We start from the raw sequence: 24967 nt of genomic DNA on the forward strand, positions 1-24967 counted from the left end.
GAATGGAAGACATAACAATCTAATTAATAGTAATTTACGAATAAAAGTTAATTATAAATTAGAAGGAAATTAAAAAATCACTTGAAGAAAATAATTCTACTTTAAGCCAGCAGGTAACATCGGTTAAGCGCAAATAGCGGGCGTTCTGATGAAAAGTGTTATTTTAGAGACCAAGTATCAAACAACAAAGCCGACAAGAACGTGTCCCTACTCCATGCTACTTGCCTTAACCAAGACCGTTAGGCACAATATGAAAGCAAGATTTTTTTCCATATTAATAATTCTGACAATTGCATTTTCGTGTTCAAAAAAGGTAATTCCAAAAAATGACTTGACTCAGGCCAATTTGAATGGAGAAGTAAAACAAGTGAAATCCGAACTTTATGAATTAGTTCAGGTTAATGATACATTTGAAATTGGCCAACAGGTAAATTCAAGATCTTTTGATAGAAATGAAATTCTAGTATTTAATAAAGAAGGTAATCGGGTCTTTAAAAAAGAATTTTTGAGCAATGGTAAAATAGAAAATGAATCTGAATATAGATATGAAAAGGGAAAACTAAAAAAACTTATAGAAAACGATTATTACGGACGTGGATCCACATCTATTTCTACATATTTCTATAATCAAAAAGATAGTATCTCTAAAATTATTTATTCAAATGACAACTTTGAAAGAACTGTAATTTTTGAAAGAAATAAAGGAAACAGAACAATCAAACAGACCTATTTCGTTGAAGATACTATAACTGGAATTTTAATCATGAAATTTGATGAAAATCAAAATATCATTAAAAAGACCAAATACAAAAATGAAAATACTCCAATACAAATTGTAGAGAAATTGTATAATAGAAATAACCTCATAATCGAAGAAAAGATTACGGATTATAATGACTGGGGTACTTTAATTGATATCGTTACTTATAAAAACTATCAAGATGAATATCCCACAGAATTGGAAAACAATTCAGAAAACACAATTATTGAGAATATTTTTAAAAAGAACATTTTGATAGAATACAGAATTATACCTCCTCCATCTGATTATAGAATCATTACAGTTCAAAAATTTAATCATCAAGAAAATCTGACCGAAAACTTGAGAATTGAAAATGGCGACACTTTAGATAGTTGGAAATTTAATTATATTTTGGATGATAAAAATAATTGGATTAAAAAGTATTCATTCAAAAACTATAAACCGCTAACTTTTACAAAAAGGGAAATAGATTATTACTAGATCATACTTTGCCTAACATCGGTTAAGCGCAAATAGCGGGCTTAGTCGAAAAAGTGATATTTTAGACACCAAGTAAAAAACAACAAAGCCGACAAGTTTGCGTCCCTACTCCGCGTTACTTGCCTTAACCAAGACCGTTGCCACAATTATGAGAAAAATTCGAGTATATATAATAATTTTTGCCTCTCTATTCCTTTCAATAAATGGGTTTTCACAAGATGTATCATTTCTTAATGCTGATGGATTCTTTTCAATCGGAACTCAATCTAATAGAACTGCTTCAATAAGCTTGTCAGATTTAGATCAGGATGGAGATTTAGACGCCCTTGTTGCGAATGGCAGACACTGGGCAGAACAGAACTACCTTTTTTATAATGATGGTAAAGGAGGCTTTAAAATGGCAATTCCAATAGGAAACATTCTTGACGCATCTTACGCTGTAAAAAGTGCGGATTTCAATAATGATGGATTTATGGACATTGCAGTTGCTAATGACAATATTGATAATAAACTATTTTTTGGTTCTTCAGATAATGACTTTGACAAAGGAATTTCTTTTGGATCCATATCACCTTCAAGAAATCTTGAAATAGCAGATATTGACAATGATGGAGATTTTGACCTTATACTTTCAAATAGAAAAGCTGAAAACGAAATTTGTCTAAACGACGGAAAAGGAAATTTTGAGAAAATTATATCGTTTGGAAGTCAATCCGACCAGACAATTCAAACTAAAATAATAGACATAAATAAAGATGGTTTTTTAGACTTAATTACAGCAGAAAGACAAACTAAGAACAAAGTATATCTCAATGATGGAAAACAGAATTTCTCAAAGAAAATAGAATTCGGTAACGAGGAAGATGAAACTCGTTCTATTGATGTTGGTGATTTCGATAAAGATGGATATTTGGATATTGTTACTGGAAATCTAGGCTCAAAAAATATTATTCATTTTGGCGATAAGGAAATGACATTTGATAGAACATTCGAATTTAAAGAAGATCGTATGACTTCATCTATAAAAGTTGCTGATCTAGACAAAGACGGAAACTTAGACATAGTAGAAGGAAATTCAGAAGAACGGAATTATGTTTTTATGGGCAGAGAGAATGGGAAATTTCAAGAAATCGGATTAAGGGAAGATTTAAATGATGATACATACAACATAGAAATTGGAGATTTGAACAGCGATGGACTTCTAGATATCATTGAATCAAACTCAGGAAGTTGGAATTTGTATTATAGAACCCAGAAAAAATAACTGTGGGCAACATCGGTTAAGCGCAAATAGCGGGCATTCTGATGAAAAGTATTATTTTAGAGACCAAGTATCAAACAACAAAGCCGACAAGAAGCCGTCCCTACTCCACGCTACTTGCCTTAACCAAGACCGTTAGCAATTATTATGAAGAAACTTTATATTTTATTCTTAATTTTTAATGTGACTAGTACATATTTATTTAGTCAAGAGAACTTAAAAATTCCACCTGGAACAATATTTTTGAAAGACAATTTGTTTATTGATAAAGTTCCTGTAAATAATTTAATGTTTTTAGAATATTTGACTGCTAAGCATTTTATCAGAAAAAAAGGTTTCGAATCATTCGCAGACTTACATAACAGTACGGATAAGAAATTTGACCGAGTAAGATTATTATATCCATCTTTTTTAAAAAATCTAAATAAGAAAGGAAGTTTACTAACTAGGAAAAATTACTTTGAAAATTATAAATATAAATATTCTCCAGTTCTCAATGTGACAAAAAAACAAGCAATAGATTATTGTAATTGGAGAACAGAAATGGTCTTGTATTTATGGTCGAATGAAAATGAAAACGTCAATTATAAAATTAATTATAGATTACCACAAGAGAGTGAAATGATTTTGGCTAAAGAATATTTCTCTAAAGGGAACAAGTTCAAATTAATTGATGGTGAAAATCCTACCAAATTTAAAACTATGAATATAGAAAAGAATTTCGTCCTGTATAATATTTCAGAATTTACAATGTCAGAAATCGTTTTTGGAGAAAATTGGAAAAATATTACTCCGAATGAATTTCCTAATGATATTACAGGGTTTCGTTGTGTATGTGAAATTCAACCATAACAATTGCTAACATCGGTTAAGCGCAAATAGCGGGCATTCTGGTGAAAAGTGCTATTTTAGACATCAAGTAAAAAACAACTAAGCCGACAAGAACGTGTCCCTACTCCACACTACTTGCCTCAACCAAGACCGTTGTGAGCAATTTGAAAAAATCAGAAGAACAAAAATGAATCAAAATTTCAATTTTTTAATTTTACTAAGTTTTCTTTTCTATAACAGTCCTGGAAATGCTCAAACCGAATCAACAGCTGGATTTATTCCGAATGGATATGTATTGCTTGAAGAGCATAGTGGAGATGTTAATAAGGATGGATTAGAAGATTGTATTTTGATTATCAAGAATACAAAAGAGGAAAATATAGTTGAAAATAGATTTGGAGATATAGTTGATCGTAATAGAAGAGGAATAATTGTGCTATTGAACACTGAAAATGGTTATGAACCAATTCTTAAGAATTTAGATTGCTTCTCCTCTGAAAATGAAGATGGCGGCGTTTATTATCCTCCAGAACTTTCAATTGAGATTCATACTAACATTTTAAAAATTCATTACGCACATGGCCGATATGGAAATTGGGAGTATATTTTTAGATATGGTAAATCTGACTATCGATTAATTGGTTATGAATCAAGTGAAAATCGTGGACCAATTGTGAATTACAAAACAAGTATTAATTTTCTAACAAAGAAAAAACAAGTTTTAGAAAATGAAAACATGAATTCACAAGATGAAGTGGGAATTTTCAAAGAAACTTGGGAGAAAATTAAAATTGAAAACTTGATAAAGTTGTCTGAAATACAAGATTTCGATAATATTGATATGACTAAATATTAGTGTAACAAACAGCTCACAACATCGGTTAAGCGCAAATAGCGGGCTTAGTCGAAAAAGTGTATTTTAGATACCAAGTAAAAAACAACAAAGCCGACAAGAACGCGTCCCTACTCCACGCTACTTGCCTTAACCAAGACCGTTGGCTGTAATATTCACATAAATTCAAAAATGTACAAGATCCTAATTCTCTTATTCCTTTTGACAAATATAAACTGTATTGCTCAAAACGATTATCATTTAAAAATGAAAGTGAGTAGCAATGAAACAGGTAATGAATATATCTTGGACATTTATAGAAGTAGTAAAAATTCTAAAATCTATTTTTTAAAATATACAGGCGAACAAAAATATAATAAAGCTGATAAGGAAAGAATAGAAGAATTATGGAATAAAAAAGATAGAAAAGCAGCTGAAAATAAAGAACTAAATAGTATCCACGAAAGATCAAAAATCTTTACAAAAGAAAGTTTTAATTATTCAGCGAAGGATTCAAGTATCAAAATTAGTGACTCCATCGTTCTATCAAAAGCAGATATCCTATCTGAAATTGAAAGGAATAAAAATCGAGTTGTGATTCATGGCATTCAGATTGAAGTAACAATAGAAACCAATGATGGAGTTGAATATTCTTATCATGTTCACGCTCCAGATAAAGATCATTATAAGTTATTTGAAAAATTTGTAGATGAGAGTTCTAAAGAATTTAAGGTATTTCAATATCACGATAAATATTAGATTCGTGTATAATACTACAGCCAACATCGGTTAAGCGCAAATAGCGGGCTTAGTCGAAAAAGTGTAATTTAGATACCAAGTAAAAACAACAAAGCCGACAAGAACGCGTCCCTACTCCACGCTACTTGCCTTAACCAAGACCGTTGCCTATAATGGGAGCATTCTGCAAAGAAGAATATTAGTCGTCCTAAATAAAGAATCCGGTAGCTGACAAATATAAAAACTGAATTAAGAAAAAGTGGATTTTAAACTTTGACTTAAAAGAAATTAAGATAATCTAATTGGTATAAAAACCACCGTGCGAAAATGAATAAAAAAATCTAAAAAGATCAAAACTTAAAACAAAAAGTAAGAAATGGGATAAAATTTAAAAGACGAAAAATGTAAAAATTGGAGATCTTTAAAAATTAGTTGGCGGACTCTTACTCAAACGTGAAAAGGCATTTAAAGTAATTATTCTGACTTTTACTCAAGAATGATAAATGTAAAAATTGAATGCTCTTAAAATCAGTTCACGGACTCATACTCGGGCGTGAAAAATGTCAAAATTCAATACTTCTAATATAAAACGCCGACTTGAATTTTGATCTGATAAATGGATATTCTGAACCCTATATAAATTAAGAATCAAAACGGAATAAAATATCTATCGGATAACCAGAACGCAAAAACCACTATAGGCAACATCGTTTAACAGCAAATAGCGGGCATTCTGGTGAAAAGTGTTATTTTAGACACCAAGTAATAAACAACAAAGCCGACAAGAACGCGTCCCTACTCCACGCCACTTGCGTTAAACAAGACCGTTATGCAGCAGTTAAAAAACCCGAACAAAGAATCATATTTGAAGACAAATTTGTAAATTTGAATTATGGACGTAAATATTCAAAATAAAAAAATAGAATTAATTCAGTGGTTATCTACTCTGAATGATATGTCAATTATTGAAAAAATAATTAAACTTCGAGAACGAGAAAAATCTGATTGGTGGAATGAAATATCTGTTTCTGAGAAAAAATCTTTAGAAAAAGGAATCAAGGATGCTGACGCTGGAAACTTGAATTCTCACTCTGATGTAAAAAAGATTTATGAAAAGTGGCTATAAAATTTTGTGGACTGACCATGCTATTTCAGAATTAAAAGACACACTTGAATATTTAGAGGAAAATTGGACAGAAAGGGAACTGTCAAACTTTTCAGAAGAACTAGATCATACAATTGAACTTATCTCAAAAAATCCTGAACTTTTCCAAGTTTCAAAAAAGAAAAAAGGAGTAAGAAGAGCAGTTGTCGCACGATATAATAATCTCTTTTATCGGACTAAAAATGACACTGTTGAAATACTATCTCTATTTTCCAACCGACAAGATCCAGATAAAATTAAGATCTAAAAACCGCAGCATAACATCGGTTAAGCGCAAATAGCGGGCTTAGTCGAAAAAGTGTATATTAGACACCAAGTAAAAAACAACTAAGCCGACAAGTTTGCGTCCCTACTCCACGCTACTTGCCTTAACCAAGACCGTTGCCATTCATTGTACTCACTCAAACTCTAGAAAAATGATAAAAAGAAATTTAGCTTCAATATTTATAATAGCCTCTTGTATTTGGAGTATCCTAACTGTTGAATTTTCAAATATTTCGGAACCAAAAGAATATTGGGATTTGATTATTTCATCGCTCATAATTATAGCGTCATTAATATTAATTTTTAGTACGGAATATAAAATCAAGAAAAATAAAGAATATAAATCTGAATAAAATAACAAAGGAATATTAGCAAGTTTGCGCAATCGAAATCTGAATTAAAAACGTGGAATCTCACTAAATCATTATTCAGCAAGTTGCGGAATTGCTTACTCAATCGGAATTGAAAAAGTTTGCGGAATAACGCGCTGAACGAACTCAATGATAAGCTGAATTTAAAAATGGGAATTTGATTGAAAATTTGAACTAAAAAAACAACGAAATGGCAACATCGGTTAAGTGCAAATAGCGGGCATTCTGGTGAAAAGTGCTATTTTAGACATTAAGTAAAAAACAACAAAACCGACAAGAACGCGTCCCTACTCCACGCTACTTGCCTTAACCAAGACCGTTACCTTGCATTTGAACTCACTCAAAAACAGTAGAATTGAATAACAGAATTAAAATTCCTTTAAGTAAAAAGAAAATCATTATACTTCTCGTGTCTGCAATTGTTTTTATAACTGGAGGAATTTGGATGATAATTGAGCCTGGAAATGCAAGACATTTTTTTAATCCTATAAATGGAAGATTTTTCTATCTCAACCCAGAATCTATCATGCTATTTGGAATTATTGGAATTTTGTTTTTCGGAGCAGCAGTAATTTATGGGGTTAAAAAACTATTCTACAAAAAAGTTGGACTTATTATCGACTCAAACGGAATAACTGACAACTCCAACGCATCAAGTATTGGACTAATTGAATGGAATGACATTTCCGATATAAGAGTAATGCAAGTAATGTCGACCAAATTCTTGTTAATCGATATCTTAAACCCTGAAAAATATATCGGAAAAGCTAAAAACGGAGTACAAGCTAAACTTATGAAAGCAAATATGAGTATTTACCAAACACCACTTTCGATTACATCAAACACTCTGAAATATGATTTTGGAGAACTTGAGAAATTGATACGAAATGAATTTAAACGGAATAAAAACGCAAGGTAACATCGGTTAAGCGCAAATAGCGGGCTTAGTCGAAAAAGTGTATTTTAGATACCAAGTTAAAAACAACAAAGCCGACAAGAACGCGTCCCTACTCCACGCTACTTGCCTTAACCAAGACCGTTGTAGGCAATTATTAAGGAAAATTTTAGGAATGAATGAAACTTTCATAGCATCTTTAATATTGTTGATATATTTTTCACCTGTATTTTACCAACTAATTCTCGCAATAAAGGAAAGTAAGGGAGGAAATCGAATACCTCTAAAGAAATTTATAAAGTTCACGAAATTTAGTTTATTGATTCTGATCCCAATTTTAATATCATTTGCTGTCGTAAGCCATACCAACTACTTAAATTATGAAAAGCCTATCACTTTTGATAATTACAAAAAAATTACATTTGAAAACTTTAGGGGTCTTGAGCTTTTTAAAAAGTCATTGTATGGTAATAAAAGGTTTGCTTATGTTGTAACGACAATCGACAGTGATATAAGTGAAAATAGCATAACTATAAGATCCTTATTTCATCCTTCTCGTTCATTCGTTTACAATCAAAATACAAACAGTAAGGAGTTATTAAGTCATGAAAAATATCATATTAAAATCACTGAATTATACACTCGAAAAGCAAAAGAAAAAATTTCAAAACTCAACTCTTATTCTAAAGATAAAATTGAAGAAATTTTAATAGAAGTGAAAAAGAATGAACAAGTTTTTCAGGAGGAATATGATTATAATACATTTCATAGCTATGTTTTAAGTGAACAAAAGAGATATGAGAAAGATGTTGATAGTTTATTAAATTTACTTACCGATTTTAAAAACCCACAAATTATAATTAATGACAAAGATTAGATTTATTTTATTGGCACTCGCATGCATAACACTTACAAATTGCAATACAACAGAACATGAATTTCCTTTAGATAAAAGATTTTGGGATACAAATGATTATGATACCGCAGTTTTAGAATTAAGATATGGTTATAAAGAAGATGAAAAACTGCCCACTTTTGCAGACCCTGAAAAAAGACTAGTTGTAGAAAAACTGACAGATGAGCAAAATTTCAACATTGTTCTAAATGATAATGAACTTGGTATAGAACACCGAAACGATGTGGCAACTGAGTTTTTTAAACATTGGCAATCCATGACCCGTATTTATGTAGCAAAAGATAGAAAGGATCAATATCTATATGATAAAGAATTGCTAGCTGTTTGGCATTTCGGATTAGAATTACAATTAAAATATTTTAAATTAGGAAACGATCAAATTCGCAATATGGCTGACGATCCCAATTCAGTTATTGTACAGAGTAATATTGATTCCAATGTTAAAACAATGATTAATAATTATCTAATCTATTTAGATTTGATAAATGAAGAAGATGCATTTACAGAAGAAGGTGAAAATGACTTAGCAAGTGGAATTGATCAATACTTTACTCAAATGATTGAACTTTATCCAGATGCTGATTATAACAGCATGAAAAGGAAGGCTGAATTGATGATTAATAAAAGTCATTCTGATAATATAAAGTCATCTCTTAACAAATTGATCCAACTGATAGAATCAAAAACTATAGAACAATAACTGCCTACAACATCGGTTAAGTGCAAATAGCGGGCTTTGTCGAAAAAGTGTATTTTAGATCTCAAGTAAAAATCAACTAAGCCGACAAGTTTGCGACCCTATTCCCACTACTTGCCTTAACCAAGACCGTTGTGATTAATGATTTTTATTAACATTCGGTTTCAATAACTTAAACTAAATACAGTTATCAAAATAGCGAATAACATTTAATAGAAAACATTTAACTTCACCAACAACCCAAGTTTAAAGCCGACAAGACCGCGTCCCTAATATAGCTCTTGTAAAAATCGTGGACGTTTGGTGTTAGACGAAATCAATTTACCGGTGGAATTAAACTCTATCAGGAATTAAAGGCTGATATGGACAGACTCGGTATTAAAATAGGAAGGGATAAATTCTATCGAGTAATGCGAATGAATAACCTGCTCGTTCCTAAATTAAAGCGGTTTCATATCACAACCGATTCAAAACATCGATTCTTTAAATACAAAAACCTCGTAAAAGACAAAGTTCCCAGCAGGCCTGAACAACTTTGGGTGAGCGATATCACCTATATCAAAACACAGAACGGACACAGTTACTTGGCATTGGTCACAGTCGCCTATTCTAAACAAATTATGGGTTATAAATTAGCAAGCCATATGAAGACGTCACTTTGCATCGATGCGCTTCGAATAGCTATTAAAAATAGAAAATACAAGAATCAAAAACTCATCCATCATTCAGATCGTGGAATTCAGTATTGCAACCCGCGATACACCAGCTTTGCTGAGAAACACGGAATACTCAAGAGCATGACAGAGAAGTACGATCCATTTGAAAACGCCGTAGCTGAGAGAAGAATCAACAGGACGCTCAAATATGAATATGATTTAAAACGAACTATAAAAAATACTAACTTAGCGAAGAAGATGGTCAAACGAGCTGTTGAAATTTACAACAACAAGAGACCGCATTTTAGTCTCAAATTGAACACCCCTAACTTTGTTCATTTGAATAGAAATGTAGACTATCATTCCTATAAAAAAATCAAACAAAATTTACAACTATTGACCATTTAAACTGTCGAAAATTGAATCAAAAATGGTCAACCTATTTCAGTATAATACACTTTAGAGCCGAATTTACATCGGATCTGATAAAATTAAAATAGGTATATAGACTTATTATTCTGACTTTTACTCAAGTATGAGATAAGTAAAAATTGAATGAGTCATTAAATATTGATTTTTTTTAAAAGTAGTACAGGACTTTTATTAGGAGTTAAATCCAATTAAAACACTGAAAATCATGAACAAAATAAAATCAAATATTGTAATCGTAATTTTAATTTATTTGAATTCTAATTTCACTCTTGCACAAGAGAGCAAGTTAACTTTAAATTCAACGAGTATTGGTATTGGCTTAATCGGTTCATCATCTGAAACTTCTGATGGTGGACTAAGTATAAGTTTGGATTTATCGACTAAACTGAATGAAAATATTTTCTCGTTCTATTTGAATGGTGGCTCTGAATTGAACTTATTTGATGCGGAGGAAAATTATACTGAAATAAATTTAACTTATGGAAGACAAATAGAATTGAATAATTGGATAAAGTTAGAAGGGCACTTAGGAGTAGGGTATTTTAATTATAGCGTTAAAAATGGCTCAACTAATTTTACTACAAATAAGGAATCAACTATCGGCTTTCCATTTAGAGTAAAACTGATTTTTTACACAGGCAAGCATTTCGGAATTGGCATAAACCCAAATATGAATTTGAATTCTTTAGTAAATACATATTCTGGAAATATAATCTTCCAATATAGATTTTAAACAAGCATAATACTGTGTTTAACTAATTTCTTTAGTCTTTGCGTATTTGAAAAATTCCATTGTAATCTTCTCGAATTCGTTTTTGTAACCTAAATTAGTTGCTGAAACATCCAACTAACCATACACAAACTCGATATAGATCGTTAAAATCGAAATGCATTAAAAACAAAAAATCTGATCAAACTGTTAAAAATATGGGCTCACTCGGATAGTCGCCCCAGTTTAAAACATCGTTTAACAACAAAATCTGGCATATTATTGAAAAGTATTATTTTAGAGACCAAGTAAAAAACAACAGAGCCAAAAAGAACGTGTCCCTACTCTACACTTTTTGCCTTAACCAAGACCGTTATGTCCAAGCTCATCTGAAAAACAGAGACAAAGAGCAATTTTTAAACCTATTAGTAAATGAAGAAATATTACTTAATTATATTAATTGTTTTTGCTTTTTCTAGTTGCATAAATGATGACTTAGCTAATAAAAAAGAAGAAGCTAAAGACATATGCATAGATTCTATAATTCCTTGCCCAGTTATAATTGGACAAGAAAACATTGGATGTGTAGCTAATATTATATTTTTGGCGGAAGGATTTACACAAGATGAAATGACAGAATTTCAAACCTTGTGTAATATTGCAAAACAAGCAATTCTTGACATGGAACCTTTTACTTCATCAATTAATAGCTTAAATTTTTACAGAGTAGACTCACCTTCAATAACTTCAGGAATTAGAACAATTGAATTCACCAATACTTGTAATGGAACAACAGGAACAAATACTACGTCCCAGACTCCATGGTCGGTTTTCAGTAATAAAATTGGACTAAAACGTCTATTAGGTCTAGACACTTCTACTAGAGATGAACTTGAAAGTTTGTATGGACATTATGCAACGGGGGACTATGCTTATACAATAATTATTGCTAATTCATCAGGATTTTTTGCTAGTGCGGAATTTCCAGGGGTTACAGAATTTAATACGATTGAAAATCCCAAAGTTTCCAATATGATAATTTCAAAAAATGACAGTGGTGAAATATTTAAATTTCTGACAAGACATGAATTCGGTCATTCATTTGGAAACATGGATGATGAGTATGAAGATTCCGGATCTAATTGTGCTTTAAAACTACAACCTTGGTTTCTACCAATAACACCAAAATTAAATGTTCTAACATATAACCCAAACACTTGGTTTGAAGGAGCAAGATATTCTCAAACAGGTTATTGGAGAGAATGGAATAATTCTATAATGAGAAATGATTATTATTCAAGTGAATATTCTCCCATACAAAAATCGATAGTAAAACAAAGACTGGTGGAAGCAATTGGATGTGACTAATTAAGTTAATTATAAAGCAAAAAGTATACTAATTGCCACCACAGTTTAACATTGCTTAAGCACAAATATCAGACAGTCTATTGAAATTTGCTATATTAGAGACCAGCTAAATAATAACAAGTGGATAATAATGCATCCCTACTCTATGCTACTTGCCTTAATCAAGACCGTTATGAACGATGCCTTTTCAAATTTTACACTTACTCTTTGTTTTTTAGAATCGCTTTAAACAAAAAATAGATATGAAGATAATTAAATGGATCTACACAATTTTTATTGGACTATTCATATTCTCAGCATGTTCCAACAATGATGAATCAGAGCCAGTCCCAGATCCGGTCACAGAGCCTGTTCCTATTCTCATTACAAGTGAAATTATCGGAGTCTGGAAACCAATTAAGTCGGCTGTGGTGTGTTCAACTGGAAATGAAGATATTTATAATTTAGATCCATGCGAAAAAAGAGGTGAAATAATATTTTTTAATGATAGTACAATGCGTATTTCTGTAACCGAAGCTCACACAGATATCTGTAGGACAATATATCAAGCAACAGGAACTTGGATGCTGAGTGACGATCAACTTAAACTCACAATAGAAGGAGAAACGGAAATTCCAGCTTTCTTTGAGTTAACCAATAATATTTTACGAATTGGCGGAAATGATTTTGGAGATGATGACCGGTGTGATGGAGATAATCTTCCCTCTTATTACTATACTGAATATGAAAGAGCTAATTAATCAGGAATTATAAATCATAAATTTATTATTCCTAAACACACATACTAATTTTCATTTATTAAGCCCAAATAACCAGTTTTTGATTAAAGCGTGATATTCTAGACATCAATTAAAAATAAACGAATTTGACAAAGCTCGATAACTATCGGAAGCGTCCCTGCTCCACGCCACTTGCCTTAATCGAGACCGTTATAAACAAATTAGATTAAAAATTACCAGAATGAAGATGAAAAATACATTTCTATGGCTCGTAATTCTTTTTGCAACCTCATGTCAAGATGAACCAATAGGATTACCTTCTCCAATTGATGACAAAATATTTTTTACAGGATTGGATTGTACTGGAAGCGGAGAGTATTCTTTTAATCCTGATAATTTACTTGAAGATTTAATTATTTCAGATAGTTTACCTGAAAGTTATGATTTATCTAACTTGTTACCTCCTGTTGGAAATCAAGGTCAACAAGGATCATGCACCTCTTGGGCAGTTAGTTATTACATGAAATCGCTTCAAGAAAATTTAAAAACTGAATTACAAGATACTTCCTCTGTTATCATGAGTCCCTCCTTCACATATAACCAAATCACCCAAGGCAATTGTGAAGGAACAGGTATATCGGAAACTCTTGATTTCATAAAAGAAAAAGGAGTTTGTTCAATACAGGAGTTTCCTTATTCAGACGGAAGTTGTTCTATACAACCTGCGGATTCAGTTATGAAATTGGCTGAAAATGCTAAAATTAGCGATTATAAGAATTTAAGTGGTAACAATATGGTTTTAGAAATGAAAACCTTAATTACAGAACAAACGCCAATAATAATTGGAGCGTATTTATCTGCGGAATTTGGGAAATTAGATGAATTTGATGTGATTGCGTACAGAGATCATAAAGTAGATTATAGCTCAAATAGATGCCATGCCATGTTAGTTGTTGGATATTCAGACACTTATAATGCTTTTAAGGTTGTGAATTCCTGGGGAAGTGATTGGGGAAATGATGGGTTTATCTGGATTGATTATAAAGCATTTGAAAATGTTTTGGATGAGAATGCTGAATTCAAAGTAATAAATCAAGCATATATAGCTTATGATTTAAAATAATAAATGTCCACATCGATTATCATCAAATAGCTGGCAATTAATTAAAACATGCTATTTTAGAGATTAAGTAAAAAATAACTAAACCGACAATCGCGATAACTATCGGGACGTGTCCATATTCCACATTAGTGGTTAATTACAGAGGATAATAAATTTGAATATTCATACATTACTCTTGGCAAAGGTGGTGAATTGACAGATATATCGTATGAACCAGCAATTGGAATGATTTCCAGTTTGAAGTCTGGTTACAGTTGGATATTCAATCAAGGCAAATGGATTGAAACTTGGATCGGTTCAATTAGTAACGAATATAATCTTTTAGCCTTAAAATTAGAATTGTCTGATTAATATACTTTAGGCAATATCTATTGCGCGCAAATTGTGGGCAATTCAGTAAAAAATTATATTTATAGACCAGGTAACAAGCAATAAATCGACAATTCCGATAACTCCAAGCTCATTGCTTTAAACAAAAGCATTGGATATAATATTCACTTAAATTATAATATGAAAAAAATAGCTTTATTAGTAATAATGTTGACAGGCATAAGTTGTTTTTCACAGACCAATTATCAGTTAAAAGTGAAAGTGAGTGAAAACATGCCAGCAATTGAATATATCGTAGACATTCATAGAAGTAGTCAAAATACTAAGATATATTTTTCAACATATACAGGAATCCAAAAATATAGTAAAACTGATAAAAATAGAATTGAAGAATTACGCCTTAAAAAGAAACGAACAGCATCTGATAATAAGGAATTAATGAACTTAAATAATAATTCAAAAGTTTTTACAAAAGAATGTTATGATTATTCAGCAAATGATTCAATTATCAAAATTAGCGACTCAATTATTCAATCAAAAGAAGATATCTTATCTGAAATTGAAAAGAATAAAAACCGAGTAGTCCTTGACGGTATTAATTTGGAAGTAACTGTAAAAAATAACTCTGAATATTCATATTATATTCACGCTCCAGACAAAAAGCATTATAAATTATTTGCACAATTCTTAGTTGAAAGTTTAAACGATTTTAAAAAAGTTCAAAACATAAATTAGAAAGGTAAAAAATACTACGGAGTAGACAATTCTGTAAAAAGTGATATTTTGGATCCCCTGTAACTAATAAAAATTCCGAAATCCCGATTAAATTATGAAGATGCTACTGCCCCACCCTACTAGCTTTTACCAGAAGTGTTAAGAACAAATGCCTCAAAACAAAAAACTGAACAAACTATGAAAATTAATAGAACAGGATTTATTTTACTCAATATTATATTATTTGCAGCGATAATAGTGGGGTATTACGAGTTAGTTGAAATTAAAGAGCTTGTATCCATTTTCGTTATACCGGCATTTATAATCTCCGCCTCGTTACAATATGGACAAAAGGATCGCAAAAAAAAGGCATAAAAGTGAACTATTTTTTACTAAATCAGACTATAAAAAGACTAGCAATATTTTAAGAAAAAGCGAAACCCAAAAACAGTGTATTAGCAACTAGCGCAGTGTTAAGTGAAATAATTAATATATAGACACTAATAAATAACCCAGGTGAGAATAGCAGATTACTCCAATAATCACCTTGCAAATTGATCTTAAAAAAGTGAATTGATAATCTATCAAAACAGCTTATCTTTAATAAAAATGAACATATGCTTACAGATATTAGTCCGAAATTACCAATGCGTAGTAAACACATTACTAAAGAGTATTATTTAAAATTAGGATTTGAAGAATTTGGTATTGCAGACTATGATGGATATTTAATGATGCAAAAAGATAAAGTTCAGCTACACTTTTTTGAATTTAAGGAACTTGATCCTAAACAGAATTATGGGCAAGTATATTTAAGAACAGACAATATCGTGCAACTTTATAAATCAATTCAAGAGAAAAAAATACCCGTACACCCCGCCGGAAAATTAGAATTAAAATATTGGGGACAGAAAGAATTTGCACTTCTCGATCCAGATAATAATTTGCTAACATTTGGACAGAGTATCTAAATAATAGATTTAACAGCTGCTTGAAAACAATTATCTATCAACTGAATATTTCATTGAACTGTTACATTTCGCAACTTCTATATGTTTTAAATAGTTAGAATTTACACTCTTGTTTATTCTTGAAAACAACAATTCCAGTAACTATAAATCTCAGGGTAAAATTGAATAAAAATCACCCATTAATATTTTTCTAAGTACCCACAGACCATAGCTAATCTATTTTAGCTATGTTAATAAAGTCGTGTCTTGGTTTATAGAAAGTTGAAGATAGAAATGAATTCTAGAGAAGAAATTGAGATCTTCAGAAGGCAATCTTATATTTTCATAAGAACAGTTGAGTTTTTAAATCTACTATTTTTACCAATAAAATCTGACGTCAATTCTATTAGGGATTATATCTTAAACAGTTTAAGATTATTACTGTATCAAATAAGCTTAAAACTAAAATGAGCAAGCTTAAAAGTAGATTATCAACATCTTGTGAATATCTCTAGCAGCATTATTTTTCTATATTTGCAAAATCGCTGAATCTTAATAGATCTAGCTTTTAACAAAAAAACTAAAAAAGGTTTCAGCTTTGTATGTTTCTGAATATAAGTTGATTTTCAAAGCATCACTAACCTAGTTTAAAACTACCTCCACAGATTTTTCATATCCATGGCAGTCAAAAATAAAGTCGATCAAACAGGAAGTGAAAATGGTAGATAATCAAAAGGTTACCTGGACACTTTGTCAAGAATGTCAAGGCAGAGGTAAAAAAAGACGGAGGCTTCGCAAGAAAGTAAAACTCCAATACCAGTATTTATTAGAAGAATTTGAAAAAAACCAGAATCAGGGTATAGCTCCAGTTCGCCCTAAGGGTAGCCTATATCCATGTTTGAACTGTAATGGTTCTGGATTAATTTCTTCTAGCAGTAATACCATTGTCGATAAAGAAAATTATCCACATGTAGCTATCATTGGTGGTGGCATAGGTGGTGTGGCACTTGCTGTGGCTTGTTTACACCGCGGTATTCCTTTCACTCTATATGAGCGTGATAAAAATTTTGATTCCAGGTCTCAAGGCTACGGACTCACTTTACAACAGGCTAGTAAAGCGATCGAGGGATTAGGTATTTTCGTGTTAGATGAAGGAGTCATTTCAACAAGACATGTAGTGCATACTACAGAAGGAGAAGTGATTGGAGAATGGGGAATAAGAAAATGGGTACAAAAAGATGCGCAAATGCCTCCAAAACGCACAAATATACATATTGCACGACAGTCATTACGTTTAGCTTTATTAGAACAACTTGGGGGACAAGATAAAATCCAATGGGGGCATCAATTAACTGGTCTTAGAGAAAGTAAAGCTAATGGTGTTGAGTTGGAATTTCAGGTGAATGGAGAAATAAGGAGTGCCAAAGCAGATCTTGTAGTTGGAGCCGATGGGATACGTAGTTCTGTGCGTAGATTGTTGATTGGTGATGATAGAAATCCCTTACGTTATCTTGGATGTATTGTCATTTTAGGCATTTGCCCATTAGAGTCTCTAAAAGGTGTTAGTAGTTCTCTATTGGATTCTGCTACTGTATTTCAAACTGCAAATGGCACAGAGAGAATCTACATGATGCCTTATACTTCCGAATCAATAATGTGGCAACTTAGCTTTCCAATGTCAGAAAAAGAAGCTAAGGTCTTGAGTGTTCTAGGACCTAAAGCACTTAAGAAAGAAGCACTTCGTAGAACTAAATGGCATGATCCCATTCCTCAGATCTTAGAAGCAACTCAGGAAGCACAGGTTTCAGGATATCCCGTATATGATAGAGAATTACTTACACCAGAATTGTTGCAAACTCTAGGGCAAGTGACTTTATTAGGAGATGCGGCTCATCCTATGAGCCCTTTTAAAGGACAGGGAGCAAATCAGGCGCTGTTAGATGCACTTTCTCTTGCTCGTAGTATTCATAGAAACTGTAAGTACTTATCTCAATGGAGAGAAGCCCGTCTTAGGGAAACTGTATTAAAAGATTTTGAATTAGAAATGTTAGAACGCAGCGCTTCAAAAGTGAAAGATTCTGCAGAGGCAGCAAAATTCCTGCATTCTGAAGTTGTACTCCATGTTGGAGATGAGCCAAGAGGAAGGTTTCTAAAGAAAAATGATTTGTAAAAACCATCTATCATAACCCAACTAATACAAAATACCTCAACAATTTTAGCGCAAGAAAGTTCTAACTAATAACCCTGTGAAAACTTGAAATATTAAGGTTCTCCATCACATAAATCTACTAAAATTTCTAATAGATTAATTATCATATATTTATAGAAAGCGATTTCTAATGATAAGATTCTTTAGGAAAATTAGGCAACAACTACTTTCTCAAGATAAGTTCAGCAAATACCTACTATATGCTGTTGGAGAAATTTTACTTGTGGTTATTGGAATTTTAATTGCCTTGCAAATAAACAACTTTAATGAAGATCGTAAAGCACGAGATAAAGAGCAAATTGTTCTTAAAAATTTAAAAGAGGATTTTTTAGCTAATCAAAAGATCATCGATAGAAGTCTGGCTGTACATGAATATCATTTGAATGAATTAAAATCCTATTTAAAACATCTTGGACCGAATGTTCCGGCCTTAACCGATTCCATTTATAAGTTTGATGTATCAGACTATGGTAAATTAAATTTAATCAATGGGACATTGCAAGCTGTTATTAATACAGACAAATTTGAAATAATTCAAAACGAACTTCTAAAAAAGAAACTTTCTACCTACCCAAGCATCTTTGCCACTTATAAAGAATTTGAGGATGTTAATAGAGATATTGTGATTAATAAGCATAGAGCACTGGGCGAAAAATATACTTCGATCCTAAGATTAGACGAATCCTTATTAGATATAGCTGAACCTCATAAATCAGACTTTCTAGCTTGGGCCAGAGATCCACAACATCAAAATAATACAGTAAACAGAATTAATATTATTAGAAATAAATTGATTCCAGCACTCATGGAAGTGCAAGCAAAAAATCATGAAATATTAGAACTTCTAGATGAAGAGATAAGAAAAGAATAATCGAAAGTGAGGTTTTTATAAATAGTTTAAAACCACCAAGATTGAAATCATTATATTTTTTTCAAAATATCGTGTATAAAGTAGTTACAATAATGCCTTTGCCATTATTTGGTGCAACCGATAATAATTGTTTTTCTTCTATTATCTTAAAATTAAATGGTGCCTCCAATAAATTAATACCACTTTGTATTTTAATTCTATTCCCTTGTCCTGAAATAATATCTTTATTGGCCGTAAAATCTACATCGGGCAAATGCTCTGTTAAAATAACATATTTAAAATCTGCTAATTTATTTACTATTCTATGTATTTCTGCATTCGATAAATGTTGTAACACTTGTCTTAATATAGCACAATCCCCCACAGGTAAATTATCTGTAGCAATATCCAAACAATGAAATTCTAAATTTTCTTCTTTAAATGTTTCCTTGTTATGCTCTATCAGTTTCTTTACAATATCTACCGCGACATATTTCTTAGTATGCTTTACCAGTTCTTTACCTACATTAAAATCCCCACAACCCAAATCGCATACATTAAGAGGAGCTTTAAATGAGTTTAAAAAAGATGTTATCACATCTATATATGGATTTACTATCTCCGGAAGATGCGATCCTTCCCCAGAATAAAACTGAAAATTATTACCACCCCATAAATTCATTTCATAGACCTGCTCCATTGCAGCCTTTGTTGGCCAAGGCTTCTTTATTTTTTTTATCTCATTTTCTTTCTTGTTCATAAGCAACCTATCGGTCTACGGAAACTATTAATTCAAAATAATATGTATGTAGATCTACATATTTAAACAAACCTACAACATCAATTCAAAGAATGTTCAAAATACGAATTTCTGGCAGGTTGCAGATATTCCATTGAAAAGTGATATTTTAGACATCTAGTTATAAATAACTAAGCCAACAAGCCCGATAGTTATCGGGAGGCGTCCCTACTTCACGTTACTTGTATTAATAAGAACTCAAAAGGCTTTACAAAATCAGGTATCTATGATAAAAAAATTACTTTTCCTTTCAGTGTTCATAATTTTTTCATGTTCAGAAGAAAAAAAGGAAAGCTTTAGTTTAACAGGCAAGACAGATAAATTAGAAAATCAGAGTACATTATACTTACACGATTTGGTAAATAATAAAACCTTGGATTCTGCCATTGTAAAGAATGGCCAATTTCAGTTTGATAAAGAATTACCAAATTATCCATTCTGGGCTATTATTCATACAAAGGACAGGTCCATTAATAAAGATATCTGGATAGAAGATAAAACCATGACCTTAGATGCAACTAATACAGTTTTTAGCAAGGCTAAGATCACAGGATCTGAATCCAATAAATTGATCACAGAACTTTATGAAAATGTCGATTTTACAAAACGAAAGGAATTAAAGGAGAAAGAGAAAGAATTTATAGAACAACATCCAGAAAGTATTATTAGTGCGTTTTTACTATCAGGGAATTTAAGTACATGGGGATTAAGTGAGACTAAAAGATTATTTCAAAGTTTCCCAGAAACAAACAAAATATCTCATTTTGGTGAGAAAATCTCGATATATGTAAAAACTTCTACTGCTCCAGAGATTGGTGAAGATTTCTTGGATATTTCTATGGAAAATCCAGATGGAGAAATTAAGAAATTATCAGATCTTAAAGGCAAGGTGATACTTCTTGAATACTGGGCTGCTTGGTGCTTACCATGTAGAAAGGACAACCCTGAATTAGTGAAAATTTATAATGAATATCATTCTAAAGGTTTTGAAATATATGCAGTTTCTTTGGATAGAGATAAAGATAATTGGGTGAATGCAATTAATCAAGATAATTTAGAATGGACTCACGTAAGTGATCTTCAGAAACCAAATAAAGCTGCAAAATTATATGGAGTTACTTCTATCCCCGATAGTTTTTTAATTGGCAGGGATGGAAAGCTAATTGAAAACAAATTAAGAGGTGATGATCTAAGAAAGAAATTAGATGAAATATTTACCAAATAGTCTCGAATACATACAATTATAAGATATACCATCTTAAAAAATTAAAGTACTTAAGTAAGATCTATTAATTGCAACTATTCTAGCAAATATTTCTTTGGGCTTGGACATAAAACGATTAGAGAACCTACTAAGTGGAAATCTTACAGGTAAGTCTTTTTATTATTTCTAATTATCACTTTAATTATTCTAAGTGTAATACATTCTGTCTGATATTAAATCCTAAATTAAAATTTCCCTCTACCAGATTTTATGGATCAACACTTTCCCCAACGATACTAGTTGATTAGGATCAAATTATTGAAAAAAAACCAACTCGATCTTTTCTTAAAATAGCTAGTATCAAAACTTAAAGTGATGATTTAGATTATTTCAATTCAATTATAATTAACAGACCTTAGCTAAAAAAATAAGCTTAAAATAGAAATTTAGATCCCAAGCTTATATTTTGTGTAGAAAATATCAAAAAAAACTTTAATTAAATTTTAAGAAAGATCGGCCTATATCGATAATGGAAACCTAGATGCCCCAACTAATATTTAGTAATTTTGCACCTATGAATAAAATTGATATTCGCACGGTAAATGTGGTGCAATATGTACAAGCCTTGCGGGAAGGTGGCTCACTACCTGCCATTGTAAAAGCAGATGATGATTTTCTCTATGTTATTAAATTTAGAGGTGCAGGCCAGGGTAAAAAAGCCTTGATAGCAGAGTTCATAGGTGGAGAATTAGCACGCGCTATAGGTTTAAATGTTCCTGAGCTCGTCTTTATGGATCTTGACGATTCATTTAGTAAGACAGAACCAGACGAGGAAATTCAAGATTTATTAAAATTTAGTGTTGGATTAAATCTTGGCTTACATTTCTTATCAGGTTCCATAACCTACGATCCATTAGTTAGTGAAGTAGATCCATTAACTGCTTCAAAAGTAGTCTTATTGGATAGTATTATTAGCAACATAGATAGAACTACCAAAAACACCAATTTACTGCATTGGAATAAGGAGCTCTGGATAATTGACAATGGAGCTAGTTTTTATTTCCACCATGATTGGAAAACTTGGGAAAACCATCTTACGAGAACTTTCCCTCTAATTAAAGACCATGTTCTTTTACAAAAAGCATCACAGTTAGAAGAGGCATCCAAAGAGATCTTGCAATACATTGGTGAAGATCGTATTAAAGAAATAATCTATAGTATCCCTGAGGATTGGCTTTTAAGTGAGTCTGATATTATGACTAGTAATGAAATGAGAGAAGCTTATATCCTGTTCTTAAAAACTAGGCTTTCAAAAATTGATATTTTAATTAAAGAAGCTAGAGATGCAAGATAGATATACTTTTGAATACGCTATAATTAGGATCGTCCCCAAAGTAGAGCGAGAGGAGTTCTTTAACGTAGGTGTTATTTTATTTAGTAAACGAAAGAAATTTCTTGGCATTAAATATTATATAGATCCAGAAAAATTAGCAGCTTTCTCACCTGATGTTGAGTTAAAGGTTTTTGAAGATTATTTAAAGGCATGGGAACTTGTTTGTAAAGGCTCACCCGCAGGAGGAAAAATAGGTGCTATGGAATTATCAGATAGATTTAGATGGTTATCTGCGTGTAGAAGCACGATCATTCAAAGCTCCAAAACACACCCTGGTTTAAGCGAGGATCCTCAAAAAACATTAGAGGATATCTTTAATAAACAGGTTCTTTAAGTAGAATTTTAATAAAAAGTAGGTTGAATTTACAACCTCTGAAAATTGAAAATTATGAAAGACAATAAAATGCTGAACTATATTAAAGATGTATTAGAAAATATGCCAACTGGTTGGTTAAATCTTACAACTCATAGGCTAGATATATATGATGAAAAATTAGCTAAAACTCAATTCTTAGATCAATTTGAAGAGTTGTTTGAGAACAATAATTCTAAATCTTCTGCACTAAATGCACTACCCACAGCATACGATTATATTCGGTTGGGACATCCGCTATCTAGTGTGTTAGAATGGGTAATTGCTAATTTAAATGATCTTAAATCTGAAAATGTAATTAGTTTTTCATCAAAGACGATCCCTGTTTTAGCTGTACTAAGAAAAAATTTGTTGGAGAATAAAAATACTCAAATTACCTATACGGGCGAATTACCAAGTTTCTTTGATGCTGAAATAGTGAAAAGTGTTTATGCTTATAAATTCGAATTAAAGAAAGTAAATAACATTGAAGAGATTCCGGCATTTGACGGAAGTAGTATTTATATTTCCCAACAATCTGAAATTGGAGATTTAAATCTTCACCCTAATATTGACTTTTACCTAAGTCTGCATGGAACTCTTGGAAGCGTTTTAGCAATAAATGGTGAAGCAAATGAAAATTACGTCTCAGACATCCAACATGTTAGAAGAAGAGAGACAATTGCAATGACGCCAGCTAATTCTCTTACTGCTTTAAAGGCTATAACAGATAAATCCTCTTTTAAAAATGAAGAAAAAGATGTGGAGACCAACAAAGCCAATGTTTTAAATTCAATTAAGGAGATCACTGGTACAACCTTAACACCTCTTGTTGCCTCTAGTGGACTTTCTATTCAATATGCCATTATGATGGGATTAATTCATGATGCACTAGACAAACATCAAGGAAAAGCTATTAAATTTATTGTACCTCCAAATTGTTATGGAGGAACTAATGATCAAGCAAGACGTGTTGCTGCTTGTCTAGATAATGTTGAAGTGGTGGATTTACTTGTAGATGGTGATAATGAAATGGTGCAAAGTATTGATACTATTTTAGATCAAATCGCTAAAGAAGATGCAGTATCTTACATTATTGCAGAAATCCCCACCAATCCCAGAGTGGAAGTTCCAGACCTTTTAAAATTAAAAGAAGTCTTAAGCCAAGAGCGTAAAACTGCAACTGGTGAAATCGCTATAGACCCAGTCTTTATTTTAGACCAAACATTTTGCCCGAATTTTCACTTTCTAGGGGAAGGTAAAATACTTTCAAAAGTGAGAGCCATTTCTTATGCTAGCGGATCTAAATTTCCAAGCGGTGGAAAATGTACTGCTGGATATGCGGTAGGAAATAATAAAACGGATGCTTTAATGGAAAAAATAGAAAAGCATCTAGAACTTTGCGATAACGAGGCAACAGCTCTGCAATATGAAATCTTAGCCAAACAATTGCCTTCTATGAATCAAAGGATAATTGATGCTTATAAAAACACTCGTGAATTTGTGAATTTCATCCATGAAACTTTACCAGCTGCTAAAATCAATTTTGTTTCAGAAGAACTAGCAGATCAAGGATTTACTCCATCTGTATTTTCATTAGATCTTCCTACCAAAGGTTCTACAAAAGAGGAAAAAGAAGCCTATAAAAGAGCCTTAAATCTTAAATTAATTAATTTAATGATTACAGAAATTCCAAATGAAAGTAAGTATTGTGTGAGTTATGGACAGTTAAATGGATGCTACTGGACAATTCCAGCAACATCTACTCAAGGAACAACAAAAGAAGGTGATAAGGATTATATTATTCGCGCCTCACTTTCTCCTAATCTGGATCTTGACTTACATAAAAAAGTCTTTTTGGATTTTGTTGAAAGTATTTAAGTTCGTTGGGAGGTGATAATAGTCTCCAAATTTATTTGGTTTAATTAGATTTAAGAAGTTAATAG

24 protein-coding genes are annotated in these 24967 nt (G+C 31.6%); 23 read left to right on the forward strand and 1 reads right to left on the reverse strand.

Annotation, left to right across the window (positions count from 1 at the left end):
* Positions 1-250: 250 nt before the first annotated feature.
* From BC962_RS14955 to BC962_RS15055, 19 genes are all read left to right on the forward strand, one after another.
* Complete coding sequence (locus tag BC962_RS14955; protein WP_121346836.1) at positions 251-1243, forward strand: hypothetical protein; 993 nt, start codon at positions 251-253, stop codon at positions 1241-1243.
* A gap of 148 nt (positions 1244-1391) precedes the next feature.
* The gene (locus BC962_RS14960) at positions 1392-2507 is read left to right on the forward strand and encodes an FG-GAP repeat domain-containing protein (protein WP_121346837.1); all 1116 of its coding nucleotides are present in this window, start codon (positions 1392-1394) and stop codon (positions 2505-2507) included.
* Positions 2508-2651: 144 nt separating this feature from the next.
* Positions 2652-3356 (forward strand): SUMF1/EgtB/PvdO family nonheme iron enzyme, encoded by a 705-nt coding sequence (locus tag BC962_RS14965; protein WP_121346838.1) that lies wholly within the window; start codon positions 2652-2654, stop codon positions 3354-3356.
* 166 nt (positions 3357-3522) lie between these two features.
* Positions 3523-4191, forward strand: coding sequence for a hypothetical protein (locus BC962_RS14970; RefSeq protein WP_121346839.1), 669 nt, complete (start codon positions 3523-3525; stop codon positions 4189-4191).
* A 243-nt stretch (positions 4192-4434) separates the two neighbouring features.
* Positions 4435-4926, forward strand: a complete 492-nt coding sequence (locus BC962_RS14975) for a hypothetical protein (RefSeq protein WP_121346840.1) — start codon at positions 4435-4437, stop codon at positions 4924-4926.
* 871 nt (positions 4927-5797) lie between these two features.
* Complete coding sequence (locus BC962_RS14980; RefSeq protein WP_121346841.1) at positions 5798-6031, forward strand: hypothetical protein; 234 nt, start codon at positions 5798-5800, stop codon at positions 6029-6031.
* Positions 6015-6317 (forward strand): type II toxin-antitoxin system RelE/ParE family toxin, encoded by a 303-nt coding sequence (locus BC962_RS14985; protein ID WP_121346842.1) that lies wholly within the window; start codon positions 6015-6017, stop codon positions 6315-6317. The genes BC962_RS14980 and BC962_RS14985 overlap by 17 nt, the downstream gene beginning before the upstream one ends.
* Positions 6318-7060: 743 nt before the next feature.
* Positions 7061-7624, forward strand: coding sequence for an STM3941 family protein (locus BC962_RS14995; RefSeq protein ID WP_121346844.1), 564 nt, complete (start codon positions 7061-7063; stop codon positions 7622-7624).
* A 151-nt stretch (positions 7625-7775) separates the two neighbouring features.
* Positions 7776-8477: a hypothetical protein gene (locus BC962_RS15000; protein WP_121346845.1), complete on the forward strand. Its 702-nt coding sequence runs from the start codon at positions 7776-7778 to the stop codon at positions 8475-8477.
* The gene (locus BC962_RS15005; RefSeq protein WP_121346846.1) at positions 8464-9216 is read left to right on the forward strand and encodes a hypothetical protein; all 753 of its coding nucleotides are present in this window, start codon (positions 8464-8466) and stop codon (positions 9214-9216) included. Before BC962_RS15000 ends, BC962_RS15005 begins: the two co-directional genes overlap by 14 nt.
* A gap of 329 nt (positions 9217-9545) precedes the next feature.
* The gene (locus BC962_RS15010) at positions 9546-10277 is read left to right on the forward strand and encodes an IS3 family transposase (protein ID WP_262674361.1); all 732 of its coding nucleotides are present in this window, start codon (positions 9546-9548) and stop codon (positions 10275-10277) included.
* Between the two features lie 229 nt (positions 10278-10506).
* Positions 10507-11034 carry a hypothetical protein gene (locus BC962_RS15015; RefSeq protein WP_121346848.1) on the forward strand — a complete coding sequence of 176 codons (528 nt, stop codon included), beginning with the start codon at positions 10507-10509 and terminating at the stop codon, positions 11032-11034.
* 408 nt (positions 11035-11442) lie between these two features.
* On the forward strand, positions 11443-12378 hold the full coding sequence (locus BC962_RS15020; protein ID WP_121346849.1) for a M64 family metallopeptidase: 936 nt from the start codon (positions 11443-11445) through the stop codon (positions 12376-12378).
* Positions 12379-12620: 242 nt separating this feature from the next.
* Entirely contained in the window at positions 12621-13118 is a 498-nt protein-coding gene (locus tag BC962_RS15025) for a lipocalin-like domain-containing protein (RefSeq protein ID WP_121346850.1), read from the forward strand.
* Between the two features lie 220 nt (positions 13119-13338).
* Entirely contained in the window at positions 13339-14220 is an 882-nt protein-coding gene (locus BC962_RS15030) for a C1 family peptidase (RefSeq protein ID WP_121346851.1), read from the forward strand.
* Positions 14221-14730: 510 nt separating this feature from the next.
* On the forward strand, positions 14731-15285 hold the full coding sequence (locus tag BC962_RS15035) for a hypothetical protein (RefSeq protein ID WP_121346852.1): 555 nt from the start codon (positions 14731-14733) through the stop codon (positions 15283-15285).
* Positions 15286-15881: 596 nt separating this feature from the next.
* Positions 15882-16235: a bleomycin resistance protein gene (locus BC962_RS15045; RefSeq protein ID WP_121346854.1), complete on the forward strand. Its 354-nt coding sequence runs from the start codon at positions 15882-15884 to the stop codon at positions 16233-16235.
* Positions 16236-16932: 697 nt separating this feature from the next.
* Positions 16933-18384 carry an FAD-dependent oxidoreductase gene (locus tag BC962_RS15050; protein WP_121346855.1) on the forward strand — a complete coding sequence of 484 codons (1452 nt, stop codon included), beginning with the start codon at positions 16933-16935 and terminating at the stop codon, positions 18382-18384.
* A 169-nt stretch (positions 18385-18553) separates the two neighbouring features.
* Positions 18554-19294 carry a DUF6090 family protein gene (locus tag BC962_RS15055; RefSeq protein WP_121346856.1) on the forward strand — a complete coding sequence of 247 codons (741 nt, stop codon included), beginning with the start codon at positions 18554-18556 and terminating at the stop codon, positions 19292-19294.
* A 61-nt stretch (positions 19295-19355) separates the two neighbouring features.
* Here BC962_RS15055 and BC962_RS15060 read toward each other — a convergent pair whose 3' ends face one another.
* Entirely contained in the window at positions 19356-20033 is a 678-nt protein-coding gene (locus tag BC962_RS15060; RefSeq protein WP_121346857.1) for a class I SAM-dependent methyltransferase, read from the reverse strand.
* Between the two features lie 265 nt (positions 20034-20298).
* Between BC962_RS15060 and BC962_RS15065 the strand changes: the two genes are divergently transcribed.
* The 4 genes from BC962_RS15065 to BC962_RS15080 all read left to right on the forward strand — a co-directional run bounded on the left by BC962_RS15065 (position 20299) and on the right by BC962_RS15080 (position 24902).
* Positions 20299-21297 (forward strand): TlpA disulfide reductase family protein, encoded by a 999-nt coding sequence (locus BC962_RS15065; protein ID WP_121346858.1) that lies wholly within the window; start codon positions 20299-20301, stop codon positions 21295-21297.
* Between the two features lie 553 nt (positions 21298-21850).
* Positions 21851-22630: a HipA family kinase gene (locus BC962_RS15070; protein WP_121346859.1), complete on the forward strand. Its 780-nt coding sequence runs from the start codon at positions 21851-21853 to the stop codon at positions 22628-22630.
* Positions 22620-23003 carry a DUF3037 domain-containing protein gene (locus BC962_RS15075; RefSeq protein WP_121346860.1) on the forward strand — a complete coding sequence of 128 codons (384 nt, stop codon included), beginning with the start codon at positions 22620-22622 and terminating at the stop codon, positions 23001-23003. The genes BC962_RS15070 and BC962_RS15075 overlap by 11 nt, the downstream gene beginning before the upstream one ends.
* 54 nt (positions 23004-23057) lie before the next feature.
* A complete protein-coding gene (locus tag BC962_RS15080; protein ID WP_121346861.1) occupies positions 23058-24902 on the forward strand; it encodes a PLP-dependent aminotransferase family protein in 1845 nt (614 codons plus the stop codon).
* The last annotated feature ends 65 nt before the right edge of the window (positions 24903-24967 follow it).

It is taken from the genome of Gillisia mitskevichiae (genome assembly GCF_003634585.1).
Classification (GTDB): domain Bacteria; phylum Bacteroidota; class Bacteroidia; order Flavobacteriales; family Flavobacteriaceae; genus Gillisia; species Gillisia mitskevichiae.

Bases quoted from the DNA above. Each gene is read 5' to 3' on its own strand.
- BC962_RS14955 (WP_121346836.1), top strand. From the start codon at position 251: ATGAAAGCAAGATTTTTTTCCATATTAATAATTCTGACAATTGCATTT.
- BC962_RS14960 (WP_121346837.1), top strand. From the start codon at position 1,392: ATGAGAAAAATTCGAGTATATATAATAATTTTTGCCTCTCTATTCCTT.
- BC962_RS14965 (WP_121346838.1), top strand. From the start codon at position 2,652: ATGAAGAAACTTTATATTTTATTCTTAATTTTTAATGTGACTAGTACA.
- BC962_RS14970 (WP_121346839.1), top strand. From the start codon at position 3,523: ATGAATCAAAATTTCAATTTTTTAATTTTACTAAGTTTTCTTTTCTAT.
- BC962_RS14975 (WP_121346840.1), top strand. From the start codon at position 4,435: ATGAAAGTGAGTAGCAATGAAACAGGTAATGAATATATCTTGGACATT.
- BC962_RS14980 (WP_121346841.1), top strand. From the start codon at position 5,798: ATGGACGTAAATATTCAAAATAAAAAAATAGAATTAATTCAGTGGTTA.
- BC962_RS14985 (WP_121346842.1), top strand. From the start codon at position 6,015: ATGAAAAGTGGCTATAAAATTTTGTGGACTGACCATGCTATTTCAGAA.
- BC962_RS15000 (WP_121346845.1), top strand. From the start codon at position 7,776: ATGAATGAAACTTTCATAGCATCTTTAATATTGTTGATATATTTTTCA.
- BC962_RS15005 (WP_121346846.1), top strand. From the start codon at position 8,464: ATGACAAAGATTAGATTTATTTTATTGGCACTCGCATGCATAACACTT.
- BC962_RS15015 (WP_121346848.1), top strand. From the start codon at position 10,507: ATGAACAAAATAAAATCAAATATTGTAATCGTAATTTTAATTTATTTG.
- BC962_RS15020 (WP_121346849.1), top strand. From the start codon at position 11,443: ATGAAGAAATATTACTTAATTATATTAATTGTTTTTGCTTTTTCTAGT.
- BC962_RS15025 (WP_121346850.1), top strand. From the start codon at position 12,621: ATGAAGATAATTAAATGGATCTACACAATTTTTATTGGACTATTCATA.
- BC962_RS15030 (WP_121346851.1), top strand. From the start codon at position 13,339: ATGAAGATGAAAAATACATTTCTATGGCTCGTAATTCTTTTTGCAACC.
- BC962_RS15035 (WP_121346852.1), top strand. From the start codon at position 14,731: ATGAAAAAAATAGCTTTATTAGTAATAATGTTGACAGGCATAAGTTGT.
- BC962_RS15045 (WP_121346854.1), top strand. From the start codon at position 15,882: ATGCTTACAGATATTAGTCCGAAATTACCAATGCGTAGTAAACACATT.
- BC962_RS15050 (WP_121346855.1), top strand. From the start codon at position 16,933: ATGGTAGATAATCAAAAGGTTACCTGGACACTTTGTCAAGAATGTCAA.
- BC962_RS15055 (WP_121346856.1), top strand. From the start codon at position 18,554: ATGATAAGATTCTTTAGGAAAATTAGGCAACAACTACTTTCTCAAGAT.
- BC962_RS15060 (WP_121346857.1), bottom strand. From the start codon at position 20,033: ATGAACAAGAAAGAAAATGAGATAAAAAAAATAAAGAAGCCTTGGCCA.
- BC962_RS15065 (WP_121346858.1), top strand. From the start codon at position 20,299: ATGATAAAAAAATTACTTTTCCTTTCAGTGTTCATAATTTTTTCATGT.
- BC962_RS15070 (WP_121346859.1), top strand. From the start codon at position 21,851: ATGAATAAAATTGATATTCGCACGGTAAATGTGGTGCAATATGTACAA.
- BC962_RS15075 (WP_121346860.1), top strand. From the start codon at position 22,620: ATGCAAGATAGATATACTTTTGAATACGCTATAATTAGGATCGTCCCC.
- BC962_RS15080 (WP_121346861.1), top strand. From the start codon at position 23,058: ATGAAAGACAATAAAATGCTGAACTATATTAAAGATGTATTAGAAAAT.